The organism is Flavobacterium indicum GPTSA100-9 = DSM 17447, assembly GCF_000455605.1.
Taxonomy (GTDB): Bacteria; Bacteroidota; Bacteroidia; order Flavobacteriales; family Flavobacteriaceae; genus Flavobacterium; species Flavobacterium indicum.
In genome coordinates, this window is sequence record NC_017025.1 from 98,774 (window position 1) to 111,619 (window position 12,846).

At 31.4% G+C, this 12,846-nt stretch carries 12 protein-coding genes and 1 tRNA gene; 8 read left to right on the forward strand and 5 right to left on the reverse strand.

What is annotated here, in order from left to right:
* Positions 1–269 precede the first annotated feature (269 nt).
* From KQS_RS00415 to KQS_RS00435, 5 genes are all read left to right on the forward strand, one after another.
* Entirely contained in the window at positions 270–620 is a 351-nt protein-coding gene (locus KQS_RS00415; RefSeq protein WP_041251929.1) for an RHS repeat-associated core domain-containing protein, read from the forward strand.
* 27 nt (positions 621–647) lie between these two features.
* On the forward strand, positions 648–893 hold the full coding sequence (locus KQS_RS00420) for a hypothetical protein (protein WP_157868370.1): 246 nt from the start codon (positions 648–650) through the stop codon (positions 891–893).
* A 217-nt stretch (positions 894–1,110) separates the two neighbouring features.
* A complete protein-coding gene (locus KQS_RS00425; RefSeq protein WP_014387240.1) occupies positions 1,111–1,704 on the forward strand; it encodes a hypothetical protein in 594 nt (197 codons plus the stop codon).
* A 193-nt stretch (positions 1,705–1,897) separates the two neighbouring features.
* Positions 1,898–2,383: a hypothetical protein gene (locus KQS_RS00430; RefSeq protein ID WP_014387241.1), complete on the forward strand. Its 486-nt coding sequence runs from the start codon at positions 1,898–1,900 to the stop codon at positions 2,381–2,383.
* A gap of 141 nt (positions 2,384–2,524) precedes the next feature.
* Positions 2,525–3,016 carry a hypothetical protein gene (locus tag KQS_RS00435; protein ID WP_014387242.1) on the forward strand — a complete coding sequence of 164 codons (492 nt, stop codon included), beginning with the start codon at positions 2,525–2,527 and terminating at the stop codon, positions 3,014–3,016.
* A 497-nt stretch (positions 3,017–3,513) separates the two neighbouring features.
* On the opposite strand, the gene KQS_RS00440 is transcribed toward KQS_RS00435, so the two are convergent.
* Complete coding sequence (locus KQS_RS00440; RefSeq protein WP_014387243.1) at positions 3,514–3,945, reverse strand: prealbumin-like fold domain-containing protein; 432 nt, start codon at positions 3,943–3,945, stop codon at positions 3,514–3,516.
* A 201-nt stretch (positions 3,946–4,146) separates the two neighbouring features.
* Positions 4,147–4,226: transfer RNA gene (locus tag KQS_RS00445), tRNA-Leu, on the reverse strand.
* Positions 4,227–4,371: 145 nt separating this feature from the next.
* Between KQS_RS00445 and KQS_RS00450 the strand changes: the two genes are divergently transcribed.
* Together KQS_RS00450 and KQS_RS00455 are read left to right on the forward strand one after the other, a co-directional pair.
* Entirely contained in the window at positions 4,372–5,313 is a 942-nt protein-coding gene (locus KQS_RS00450) for a ribose-phosphate pyrophosphokinase (RefSeq protein WP_014387244.1), read from the forward strand.
* 24 nt (positions 5,314–5,337) lie between these two features.
* Positions 5,338–5,943: a 50S ribosomal protein L25/general stress protein Ctc gene (locus KQS_RS00455; RefSeq protein ID WP_014387245.1), complete on the forward strand. Its 606-nt coding sequence runs from the start codon at positions 5,338–5,340 to the stop codon at positions 5,941–5,943.
* A 390-nt stretch (positions 5,944–6,333) separates the two neighbouring features.
* On the opposite strand, the gene KQS_RS00460 is transcribed toward KQS_RS00455, so the two are convergent.
* The 3 genes from KQS_RS00460 to serS all read right to left on the reverse strand — a co-directional run bounded on the left by KQS_RS00460 (position 6,334) and on the right by serS (position 10,691).
* Positions 6,334–7,479: a cystathionine gamma-synthase gene (locus tag KQS_RS00460; protein ID WP_014387246.1), complete on the reverse strand. Its 1,146-nt coding sequence runs from the start codon at positions 7,477–7,479 to the stop codon at positions 6,334–6,336.
* 39 nt (positions 7,480–7,518) lie between these two features.
* Positions 7,519–9,303 carry a tetratricopeptide repeat protein gene (locus KQS_RS00465; RefSeq protein WP_041251930.1) on the reverse strand — a complete coding sequence of 595 codons (1,785 nt, stop codon included), beginning with the start codon at positions 9,301–9,303 and terminating at the stop codon, positions 7,519–7,521.
* A 116-nt stretch (positions 9,304–9,419) separates the two neighbouring features.
* Positions 9,420–10,691: a serine--tRNA ligase gene (gene serS / locus KQS_RS00470; protein WP_014387248.1), complete on the reverse strand. Its 1,272-nt coding sequence runs from the start codon at positions 10,689–10,691 to the stop codon at positions 9,420–9,422.
* A 171-nt stretch (positions 10,692–10,862) separates the two neighbouring features.
* Between serS and KQS_RS00475 the strand changes: the two genes are divergently transcribed.
* Positions 10,863–12,794 carry a M1 family aminopeptidase gene (locus KQS_RS00475; protein ID WP_014387249.1) on the forward strand — a complete coding sequence of 644 codons (1,932 nt, stop codon included), beginning with the start codon at positions 10,863–10,865 and terminating at the stop codon, positions 12,792–12,794.
* Positions 12,795–12,846 lie beyond the last annotated feature (52 nt).

The window sequence follows — 12,846 nt, forward strand, 5'->3', positions numbered from 1 at the left end:
GCTGTTTTTTTGGAATAAATGTATGCTAAAACAAAAAATCCTAACCGTTGAAAAGTTAGGATTTTGTTTATAAAAAATTAAATTTGACAAACGTTCTTAAAATATTAGAAGAAACCGAAAGGTTCATCGAACACTAATAAAATTATAAACTTGTGAGATAAAACCATTATTATCCCTTTGGGTTAAAACATCAGAATTATAATATTGACAGATTAGATTTTGATAATTTCCCTAAAACAGGGGTTGAAATTGTTCCTACAGATAATCCAATGTACAAGTATAAATACAACGGTAAAGAATTACAAGATGAGATGGGGCTTAATATGTATGATTATGGTGCAAGAAATTATGACCCAAGTATTGGTAGATGGATGAATATGGATGAGTTAAGTGAAAAATATACTAGTTTTTCTTCATATAATTATTGTGTTAATAATCCGGCCAGAGTAATTGACCCAGATGGAAAACAAATTATTTATATAACAGAAGATGGTACAGAATATTATTACAAGAATAATAATTTTTATAATAAGAGTACGAATGAAAGATATAAGTATAATTCAAAAAATGCAGATAGAACATTAAACTTGTTGCTTAAGTCATATAGAACTTTAGAATAATCTAATGATAAGATTTTAAAAAACCAATTGCACACATTGGAAAAATCATCAAGAATTCATACAATTTATAATCAAGAAAATGATGATACTGGTAAATATAAAGACGATAATAGAGTAGATACTATTTTGCCACCTTACGGAGAATATGATAAGCCTAGGTCAACTGAAACTTTTTATAATTTTACTGATGAAAAAATGAAAGCATTAGCGAAAGGTACTGATGATGGTAAAATATTTTATTTAGAGCTAGTTGTACACGAGATGAGACATTAATATGATTTTGAAATTGGAAATAATTTAGATTCAAAATCAATTCCAGATAAACAACAAGGGACAGCTAAAGACCCTGCGGAAATTAGAGCGACTAATAATCAAAATAGAGCTAGAGTACTTGAAGGTAGAATTCCTCAAACAACTTATGATGGGGAAAAGATTGACCCTAAAAAACTACAAAACCCGCCAAATAATTTAAATATAATTAAAAAATAATATGAAATTAAAATTTTTGTTATTAGTATTTTTCTTTTTTCTTTTTTCATGTAATCAAGAAAATAAATCATATTCAAATAAGAATATTGATAAAATAAATCATATTCTACAAAAAGGGAATTTATATCAGAAAGGTCAAATTAGAAATTTTATAGTATTTGTAAAAACTGATAATATGATTGCTAAAACTGATATAGAATATTTAGAATTTTTATATTCTAAATATTACAATACAGAATTTCCAATTTTTAAAAATTATTTAGAAAAAGCACTCAATAATGATTTAATATTTAAATCAGAATTTTTTAAATCTTTTGATGGTGTGTTATTTGTTTTTAATGATTCTTTTTTTAAAAATTATAGTATAAGTAATTTTAATGAATTTGTTGATAAATATTGTTATTCAAATGATGAAGATATATGTATTAAAAATGAATTATTAAAAACGAATAAGCAAGTATTGGAGTTTGCCTATTATTTAAACTTAAATGGTTATTATATGGAGAAATTTGATTTGAATGACAAAAAATGTGTAGAAAAAATTGAAAAAGCAATTAATTTTAAAGTAGGTAATCTAAATTATTTCCCAAATTAGGACATGGTGTACCTCACAAACCTAAAATAACACTAAAACAGTAGCTAAGAAAATATATATTATTTTTTAGTTGCTGTTTTTTTGGAATAAATGTATGCTAAAACAAAAAATCAGTACTGGAGGATTTGCTCCAACCTTAAAAGCCAATCAAATATGGAATATAATGAATAATAATAAAATTAAAAGATAAAATATGAAAAGATTTATTTTAATAATTGTTTTGTTTGTTGTTAGCTCATGTAGTCAAAATAAATTTTATTTAGAAATAACTAGATTAACAAAAAAGGAATTAAAGACTTATAATACATTTAAAACTCATTTAAAAAAGTCATATAAATACATTAAAAATAGTGATGAAATTGTTTTTTATAATCACAGTTTTGGTAATAGTTATAACGGACAAGAAGAAATTTTTAATTTGATTTACGATATAAAAAATGAAAAATACTATTTAGGATGGATTGACCATAATAACAAATCAAATTTTGAGATAGTAAATGATTTAGAAGATACTATATTAAAAAAAAATATTAAATTATTTTTAAATAAGGATTTTATTAAGTTAAAAGAAAATATTGAGAACAGTGAAAAAGTGATGTCTATTTCATCGTTTGGTCATATCTATTATTACATTAATACTGATTCAATAAGTAAATCATATAAGTTAAAAATTAAATAGGGTATTGGGTCGATACAACAGCAAATGGAGACAGAGCATATAGAAGTCATTTCGAAAAAAAATATGGAGAAAGTAGATTGCCTTCTAGTTTTGAAATTAGATTGTATCCAGTAAGATTTAGCCAATTTGCTAAAAAATTTAATGTTGAAAAAAATTGTCCAAATTATGGTAAATCAATCTTTTATACAGATGAAAAATATTGGCCTAATTATAATAAATAAAGCAGTTTTTTTTATTGTCTTTTTTTGTTTAATATTATCGTGTTCAAAAGAAGATAATCCAATAAACAAAAAAATAGTTGGCGTTAAATTGGATAAATTTATTAAAGACTCAAATTATCAAACAATTAATAAACCAAAAAAAATTGTTCTTAATTTTTCAATACAAAAAAACGATACAGTTGTTTATTTTGAAAGAATTAGCCCTTATAAAAAAGATTTATATTTAGGTTGTTTTGATTACAAAGGATTTAAAATTTTTGTTTATTCAAATTTTAAAAATCATATTAATAAATTTTATAATATAAATGGTATTTCTTTGCAATGTGAAAAGGTATTATATAGAGAAATTGATTTAATATATAGGATGGATTATTTTATAAAAAATGATAGCTTAATACCTGTTTGGCAATAATAACCCGATCTCTAAGATACCGCTGGGAATCCTTGCCAATTTTTCTTAAATTTACCGTTTAGGGAAATGAAATTCATCGAACACCAATAAAATAACTTCTTTGTAAGAGAAACCATGATAGAGCAGCACAGCTACTCTTGAGATTACACAAACAGGTATAAGTTAAACCCCATCTGCGCAAAGTCTCCCGACTTTGAGCTAAACTACAACAAGCCCTAACCAATAATGTTAGGGCTTGTTGTATAAATAATGTCAGTAAGTTGAGTGAATAGTAACACTATTGGTATTTCTATATAAATTATACTATGTCCTGTGTTAACTCTACAAGAACCCACTCTTACTAATTTGTAAACCAAGAGTATATAAAATATTAAACCCTAACTGTTAAAAGTTAAGGTTAAAATGTTTTAATTATAAAACTAAGTGTTGAGTTAACTAAAGTTGTTAAAACTATTTTTGGTCATTATTAAAAAAGAAAATTTATTCAACAAAAATTTTTAATAGTAATATATTTCTTGAGAGGAATTACAGTCTAAATTATAACTTGAATTGTTTTTAGTAATAACTGTTCCAAAATAATTACTATTTACAATAAATGTATAAGGGTTGTTTGAATTTGATACAATTGTGTTGGTGTTGAAATTACTTAATGGATGACATGTGTTACCAGCAACTATATAATAAACTATATTTTGCAAATTTTCAAAAACAACTTTCCCATTGGCGTCTGTAGTTGCTGTTTGCAACAAATTTTCATCATTATTAGCGTCTTGTTCAGAGCTATATAGCTTTACTTCGGCATTAGGTAAAACAATATTATTTTCGTCTTTTAACGTTATCTCTAATTGAGTTGGTTCTAGATTTTGAACTGATTCTGGGCTACAAGAGAATACAAATAGTAATAGAGTAAGTAGTTTTAAATATTTCATATTTATATCTTTTAATTGTGCTAAAAATAAGAATTTTTATAACAATAAATGTTCAAATACGTAAAATTTAAATCATCGATTTCTTGCAAACCTTTTTACTTGGTAAATAAAATATAAGATAAATATCTGGTACCTTAAAGCCTCTTGAAATTGATTTTTATAAATGATAAACAAAAAAAGCCCAGTTTTCACTGAGCTTTGTACCACGGGTGGGAATCGAACCCACACTCCGAAGAACACGAGTTTGAGTCGTGCGCGTCTACCAATTCCGCCACCATGGCTTATTTGTGTGTGCAAATATAGAAAACTTTATGAAAATAAACCGAAAAATAGTTAAAAAATTACTTTCAGAGTTCATTTTAATTACTAACTTTGCACCCGATTTACTCAACACAACACTAACTAACTACAAAACAACAATTTAAAATGTCATACAACGAGCCGGAAGCAAAAATATTTGCATGTTCTCAAAGTGTGTACCTTGCGGAAAAAATCGCGAATCATTATGGCGTGCCGCTAGGTAAAGTAACGTTCTCAAAATATAGTGATGGTGAATTCCAACCTTCTTTTGAAGAGTCAATTCGCGGATTACGTGTATTCTTAGTTTGTTCCACTTTTCCAAGTGCCGATAATCTGATGGAATTATTGCTAATGATTGATGCCGCTAAAAGAGCGTCAGCCCGACATATTACAGCAGTAATCCCTTATTTTGGTTGGGCAAGACAAGATAGAAAAGACAAACCAAGGGTGCCAATAGGGGCTAAATTGGTGGCTAAATTATTAGAAACTGCAGGCGCTACGCGAATCATGACTATGGATTTACACGCCGACCAGATTCAAGGTTTCTTTGAAAAACCAGTAGATCATTTGTTTGCTTCTACTATCTTTTTGCCTTATGTAAAAAGTTTAGGTTTAGAAAACTTAACGATTGCTTCTCCTGATATGGGGGGTTCTAAAAGAGCGTATGCGTACTCTAAGTTTTTAGAATCAGATGTGGTAATTTGTTACAAACAACGTAAGCAAGCCAATGTTATTGATACAATGGAGTTGATTGGTGAAGTGAAAGGAAGACACGTTATATTGGTTGACGATATGATAGATACAGGCGGTACATTAGCTAAAGCAGCTGATGTAATGATTGAAAAAGGGGCATTAAGTGTTCGTGCCATTTGTACACACGCCATTTTATCGGGTGCTGCGTATGAAAAAATAGAGAACTCTAAATTAGAAGAATTAATCGTAACAGATTCCATTCCTTTAAAGAAAGAGTCAAACAAAATAAAAGTAGTGAGCTGTGCGCCATTATTTGCAGAAGTAATGCACATGGTTCAAAACAATAATTCCATTAGTGGAAAGTTTTTAATGTAATTTTTAATTTTTAATTTATTTCTTATGAAATCAATTACGATCAAAGGATCTGAAAGAGAAAGCGTAGGTAAAGTGTCTACTAAAGCCTTACGTAATGCTGGAATGGTTCCTTGCGTACTTTACGGAGGACAAAACCCAGTTCACTTTTCTGCTGAAGAAAAGTCATTTTCTAAATTAGTTTATACTCCAGAAGCTCACACTGTTGAGATTGATTTAGGTGGTAAAAAATTTAACGGTATTTTACAAGATATCCAGTTTCACCCAGTTTCTGACAAAATTATGCACATCGATTTTTATGAATTAGATGCGGCTAAAGAAGTTACTATGGAAGTACCTGTGAAATTCGTAGGTAACTCTAAAGGTGTTATGGCTGGTGGAGATTTACAAGTGAACCAACGTAAATTAAAAGTAAGAGCGTTACCTGCTAACTTACCTGATTTTGTTGAGGCTGATATTACTCCGTTAGACATGGGTAACAAATTATACGTTACTTCATTACCAGTGAACAACTTCAAAATTTTACACCCAGATAATACGGTTGTTTGTAAAGTGAAGATTTCTCGTGCGGCGATGAAAGCTGCTCAAGAAGCTGCAAAAGCAGAGAAAGCTGCAAAAGGAAAGAAAAAATAATTTTCAATTTTCTTATATACAAAATCCCAATCGAAAGATTGGGATTTTTTTATCTCTTAAACCTAGATTACGCATTAGAGGTTGTTATGAAAGGAAACGCAAAAAAAGGAATACGCACGGAACTATTTTCCTCAGATGTAATTTTACTTCGAGGATAAAAAATAGCGTGCTATTGCCAATGTGAAGTCCTTTTTGCAATAGATTAATTTGGGTTACATCTACTAAATGTCATGTATAGACAAGATGGGAGCTTTGTTTGAGCTCTTTTAAGGGCTGAGGTTTTCGAAGCCTTAAAAAGCGAGTGCGAACAGCTTGAGGGTTTTTCTTAATAGCACTAATTGTGTTCTCCTAAAAATAAAAAAACTCGCCAATATGACGAGTTCTAGTGTTTTATTGTAAAGCTTGTGTGATGTCGGCCAATAAGTCGTCGATGTCTTCCACCCCAACGCTTAAACGAACTAAATCATCTGTGATGCCTATTTCTTTACGTTTGTCTTCTGGAATTGAAGCGTGTGTCATTAATGCCGGATGATTGGCTAACGATTCTACTCCCCCTAGTGATTCAGCTAAAGTGAATACTTTTAATTTTTCTAAGAAATCAATCGCATCAGCTTTGGCACCCGATTTAAAAGTAAATGTTACCATACCACCAAATCCGCCAATCATTTGTTTTTTGGCAATTTCATGGAGCGGATGACTCGCTAATCCTGGGTAATATACACGTGCTACCTTAGGGTGATTGGCTAAAAATTCGGCTACTTTAGCTCCGTTTTCACAATGTCTTTGTACACGTAAATGTAAGGTTTTGATTCCTCTCAATACTAAATAACTGTCTTGTGGACCTAAGGTTCCGCCAGTTGCAAACTGCGCAAAATGTAGTTTTTCACCTAGTTCTTGGTCTTTCACAATCAAGGCGCCTGCAATTACATCACTGTGTCCGCCTAAGTATTTAGTTGCCGAGTGCATAACGATGTCGGCTCCTAAATCCAGTGGTTTTTGTAAATAAGGCGTCGCAAACGTATTGTCAACCGCAAATAATAAGTTGTGTTTTTTGGTGATTTTAGCAATTTCAGCAATATCTGCCAATTTCATTAAAGGGTTGGTTGGTGTTTCCACCCAAACCAATTTAGTATTGGCATTGATTAAGCCTTCAAATTTTACTAAATCATTCATGTCAACAAAGTGAAATTTGATGCCAAAATCTTGATAGATACGAGCAAACATGCGGTAGGTTCCGCCATATAAATCATCCATGGCAATTACTTCATCGCCCGGTTTTAATAATTTCATTACCGAATCTGTAGCCGCTAAACCAGAAGCAAAGGCTAAACCTCTTGTTCCGTTTTCAATACTGGCTAAAGCATTTTCTAAAGCCGTTCTAGTAGGATTGGCTGCTCTACTGTATTCGTATTCAGCCAAAGGTTGCCCTGGACTGGTTTGAACAAAGGTAGAGGTTTGGTAAACTGGAGGCATTACCGCTCCGGTACTTGGATCATGGTGTTGGTTACCATGTATAACTTTTGTGTTGAATTTCATTTTAATTTTTTTGTAATTGAATTGCAAAGATACAAAACTTTATATTCCTGCTTGTTTATCGCCGCGAAGTGTTCTAAATTGAATGCGAGCCGCGGTAAAATAAATACTGTCGGGGTGTTCTAAAACTACTTTTTCATAATAGGATTTGGCTTTTTCGGAATCGTTGAGCTGTTTTCGGTAGCTTTCGGCACTAAAAAACAAGGCTTCATCGGTATAAAAAGAATCTTTATGAAGGTCTAAAATTTGTTGGTAATAAGTAACAGCATTTTTATAATCTCCTAATTTTTCATAATTGCGTGCAATACGGTATAACGTTCCAGGTTCAATACTGTTACCTTTGTGTTTTTCTAATATTTGAAGAAAAGCTTTTAATGCTTCATTAGGTTTGTTTTGGTATTCTAATAATTCTGCTTTAGAAAAATCTTGTAAAGCTACTTTCAATGAATCTTCTACAGCATTATCACTTATAAGTAAAAATAATTCCACAGCGTCATTAGCAATTAATAAAGAAGAAGCTTGCTTCATTTCTTTAGCTTGTTTCATAGCCCAATCAAAGTCTTTTTTATAAAAACTAGTTTTGGCCATTTTGAAGGTTGCTTCATGCGCCATTTCATCATTAGGTAAATCATTTTCTATTTGCGCATAATAAATAATCGCTTGATTGAATTTTTCATCGTACACCAAAACATCACCATATTCCATTTTTACCTTGGCTTTTTGACGAATGTTCAACGGTTTTTCTAATAATTCGTCTAAAATTGCTTTTGATTGAGGGAATTGGTTCAATTGAAACGTGTAAAATTGTGCAGAAAGCAGTTTTAAATCTAAGGCATAAGGAGAAGCTCCAAATTGAGTTAATAAGCTATTTAATTTTTGTTGAATGATAGGATATTCTTCGGGTTTTGCTTTTTCAATTTGATTTTTTAAGATATAATAATTGGAAATTAGTATGGTTTCTTCATCTGAAGTATTATCGATGATGAACTGAAAAATGCTATTGGCTGTTTCATTATCGTTGTCGTTGATACACAATTGCGCCAATTGAATAATGTCTTCAAAAGATTCTGGATTGCGTTTATAAATGGCTTTTTCTTGAATAAATGCTTTGCTGTATTCTTTTTGTTGAATGTAGAGCCAGCTTAAAAATTGGTTCCAAAAAATATCCTGATTTTTCTGAGTTCGCACTAATAAATCTTTTTTTAATGAAGCTAAAAAGTTACCTTCGGTATCTTCTTGAAGAAAATAAGACAATTGGTTTTGAACATTCACCACGGCATTAGGGTTGCTATAAGCATAATCTAATAACTTTACGACCATGACATCTAAATTTCCCATTTGACCTTGTAATAAAGCCATTTGGTAATCAAAATTCATGTTTGGATTTGCTTTTTGGCCCGCTTCATAAGATTTATAAGCCCATGGTAATAAAGTTTTTTGTTCAAAAGCTTGAGCGATACTATACGTATAATTGGCATTTTTTTCAATTTCTTTAAAGGCTCTTTGGTAGTAATTATCGGCTTTTGATTGGTTTTTTTGTAATTGAAAATTATAACCTAACTCCACTAAATAAACTGGTAAATTGTATTTATTATATTTTTCAGTTAAAAGTTGTTCGGCTTTTGGAAACTGTTCTAGTTGTTGGTAGCAAGCGGCTAATTTTTGTACAAAGAATGAATTACCACTTTGTTTTTTTACAATTTCTTCAAACAAGGTAGCTGCCTTGTCAAATTCACCTTTGTCAAAGTAGTTTTGAGCCAATTGTTCGTTTTGTCCAAAAACAAGGATGGAACAAAGAAAAATAAATATATAACTAATTTTTTTCACAAGTAGATTTCATAAAATGAATGCACTAAAATAGCAAAATTTGAACAATTGTAATTGAAGTTGGCATTTTTTTAAGAGAATAAAAAAGCAACTCTTTTGGAGTTGCTTTTTATGGATTAGTTGATGATGTCAAATCCGGTATATCTTCTTAACACTTCTGGAATTACTATACCTTCTGGTGTTTGATAGTTTTCTAAAATTCCAGCTAAAACTCTTGGTAAGGCTAGCGAACTTCCATTTAAAGTATGCGCCAATTGGTTTTTGCCGTTCGCATCTTTGTATCTTAATTTTAATCGATTGGCTTGGAACGTTTCAAAGTTAGATACCGATGAAATTTCTAACCAACGATCTTGAGCGGTTGAAAATACTTCGAAATCATAGGTTAAAGCTGAAGCAAATCCCATATCGCCACCACACAAGCGCAACACACGATAAGGTAATTTTAACTCCTCTAAGATTCCTTTTACATGTTCTACCATACCGTCTAAGGCAGCATACGAGTTTTCAGGTTTTTCAATACGCACAATTTCTACTTTGTCAAATTGGTGTAAACGATTTAAACCACGGACGTGTGCGCCCCAAGAACCTGCTTCTCTTCTAAAACAAGGAGTATAACCTGTACATAAAATAGGTAATTGACTTTCTGTTACTAATTCATCTCTAAAAATATTAGTAACCGGAACTTCAGCTGTAGGAATCAAATACAAATTGTCTTTGGCATCGTGATACATTTGTCCGTCTTTATCGGGCAATTGTCCTGTTCCATAGGCAGAAGCTTCGTTGACCATGTGTGGTACTTGAAATTCTTGGTAACCTGCATCAATATTTTTATCTAAGAAATATGAAATTAAAGCACGTTGTAATTTAGCTCCCTTTCCTTTATAAACAGGAAATCCAGGTGCCGTAATTTTTGTTCCTAATTCAAAGTCAACAATATCGTATTTTTTAATTAAGTCCCAATGCGGTAAAGCGCCTTCAAACAAGGTTGGAATTTCCCCAGATTGGAATACGTTAATATTATCGTCTGCCGATTTTCCTTCAGGAACAATATCCGCAGGGACGTTCGGTAATTTATAAAGTTCTTCCTGAAGTTCAGTTGCAGTGGCAGACAAAACTTCATTTAATTCTTTTACTCTCTCTTTAGATTGGGCTGTTTTTTCTTTTAAAATTTCGGCTTTTGCTTTTTCTCCCGACTTCATTAATTCACCAATGTCTTTGGATAATTTATTAGATTCTGCCAAAAGATTGTCTAATTCTACTTGTGTTGCTCTTCGTTTTTCGTCTAATTCAATCACAAGATTAACAGTAGCACTAGCGTCCATGTTTCTCTTGGCTAAGCGCTTAATCACTTCTTCTTTGTTTTCTCTAATAAAATTTACTTGTAACATGATAATTAATTTTGAAAAGCAAATGTACTAAATTGTGCTAAAAAAGTAATAAATCGTAGTAAATAATTGCTAAATTGATAGTTTTGTTGTTATTAATTTTTAAAAAATTCAATAAAAAATTATTATTTTCGCATAAAGTATTAACAAACACAACTTTATAATAATTAATTAATGAAAAAAATTACCCAAATCTTATTTTCATTATCTTTTTTATTTGGTTTTACTCAAACAAATCAAGTAGAATTTGATAATATGGTTGAAGCTGAAATGAAATCAGCGGCTTCAACTATGAGTGTTCAAGTAAATCCGAATACGCAAAACTATGACATTACCTACCATGAATTGCGTTTTACTGTGGATCCAAACAATACCACTCCGTATATTACAGGAGCTGTAAAAACAACTTTTACGGCATTGTCAAATATGAACACGGTTACTTTTGATATGGCTACGGCATTAGTGGTAAGTTCAGTAACTATGAATAGTACGAATTTAACTTTTACCCAAGCCAATTATGAATTAGTAATAAATTTACCCGCTACTTTAGCTGCTGGTAATAGTGCCACAGTTACTATTAATTATGCAGGTTCACCACCGCAAGGAGAAGGGGCTTTTACGAGAAGTACTCATAGTGGTACACCTATAATTTTTACGCTATCAGAGCCCTATGGAGCACGTGATTGGTGGCCTTGTAAACAAGATTTAAATGACAAAGTTAACCTAATTGATGTTTACATAACGGCTCCCTCTGCTTATTCTAGTGTGGCTAATGGTGTGCAACAAAGTGTAACGACTGTAGGGGCAAATAAAACAACTTATTTTAGACATAGTTATCCTATTCCTGCTTATTTAGTTGCTATTGCAGTGACCAATTATCAGGTGTATAATCAGCAAGGCGGCTTAGGTACGTTAGCAAGTCCTTATTTTCCAATTGTAAATTATTTATATCCAGAATCTTACGCGTCTGCTACCTCTGCCACTCAATTGGGTACTACTCCAACTATTATCAATTTATTTGAATCACTATTAGAGCCTTATCCCTTTAGAAATGAAAAATATGGACACGCTCAATTTGGTTGGGGTGGCGGAATGGAACATACTACAGTGTCATTTATGGGAAGTTTTGGTAGAGATTTAATTGCACACGAAATGGCGCACCAATGGTTTGGAGATAAAATTACTTGCGGTACTTGGAAGGATATTTGGTTAAATGAAGGTTTAACAGAATATATGTCGGGTTTAGTGTATGAAAATCTTGATGGGCCGGCTTCATTTGTGTCGTGGAAAAACAGTAAAATAGCAAGTATCACATCACAACCAGCAGGTTATGTTTACTTGCAAGATTCTGATTTAACCAATGTAAATAGAATATTTTCTAGTCGTTTAACCTATAACAAAGGTTCAATGATTACACATATGTTGCGCTGGAAAATGGGAGACGCCGCATTTTTTCAAGCTTTAAAAAATTATTTAGCAGACCCTTCATTAGCTTATGGTTATGCCATTACTGCAAATTTAAAATCACATTTAGAAAATGTTTACGGAGGAAGTTTGTCGGAGTTTTTTAATGATTGGTTATACAATCAAGGGTATCCAACGTATGCTATTACCGCACAAAATTGGGGGGCAGGTCAAGCAAGAATTACAGTAAACCAAACACAATCCGATCCAAGTGTAACTTTTTTCGAAATGCCATTGCAAATTAGATTAACAGGTGCTGGAGGGTTGACACATGATGTGGTGGTGGATAATACAACAAACGGGCAACAATTTATTGTTTCGGTTCCTTTTACGGTTACAGGTGTTGAATTTGACCCTAATAGACACATAATTTCAAAAAACAATACCGCAACATTAGGGAATGATACTTTTGAATTAGAGAAAGCCATTTCTTTGTTTCCAGTTCCTAGTAATTCGGAATTACACATTCAATTTCCTACTACTGTTGAATTAGAAAAGGTTGAAATTTTTAATTCTTTAGGGCAATTAGTTTCTACACATCAAACTAGAGACATGGATGTGTCAATGTTATCTTCAGGAATGCATTGGGCTAAAATAACTACTTCAGAGGGTGTATTTCATAAAAATTTTATAAAAAAATAGTCATTTAATAAAATATTGATAAAAAGTAAGGTGAAAACCTTACTTTTGTCGT

Excerpts from the sequence above, each read along its gene's own strand:
- KQS_RS00415 (WP_041251929.1), top strand. The coding sequence starts at position 270 with ATGTACAAGTATAAATACAACGGTAAAGAATTACAAGATGAGATGGGG.
- KQS_RS00425 (WP_014387240.1), top strand. The coding sequence starts at position 1,111 with ATGAAATTAAAATTTTTGTTATTAGTATTTTTCTTTTTTCTTTTTTCA.
- KQS_RS00430 (WP_014387241.1), top strand. The coding sequence starts at position 1,898 with ATGAAAAGATTTATTTTAATAATTGTTTTGTTTGTTGTTAGCTCATGT.
- KQS_RS00435 (WP_014387242.1), top strand. The coding sequence starts at position 2,525 with ATGTTGAAAAAAATTGTCCAAATTATGGTAAATCAATCTTTTATACAG.
- KQS_RS00440 (WP_014387243.1), bottom strand. The coding sequence starts at position 3,945 with ATGAAATATTTAAAACTACTTACTCTATTACTATTTGTATTCTCTTGT.
- KQS_RS00450 (WP_014387244.1), top strand. The coding sequence starts at position 4,372 with ATGTCATACAACGAGCCGGAAGCAAAAATATTTGCATGTTCTCAAAGT.
- KQS_RS00455 (WP_014387245.1), top strand. The coding sequence starts at position 5,338 with ATGAAATCAATTACGATCAAAGGATCTGAAAGAGAAAGCGTAGGTAAA.
- KQS_RS00460 (WP_014387246.1), bottom strand. The coding sequence starts at position 7,479 with ATGAAATTCAACACAAAAGTTATACATGGTAACCAACACCATGATCCA.
- serS (WP_014387248.1), bottom strand. The coding sequence starts at position 10,691 with ATGTTACAAGTAAATTTTATTAGAGAAAACAAAGAAGAAGTGATTAAG.
- KQS_RS00475 (WP_014387249.1), top strand. The coding sequence starts at position 10,863 with ATGAAAAAAATTACCCAAATCTTATTTTCATTATCTTTTTTATTTGGT.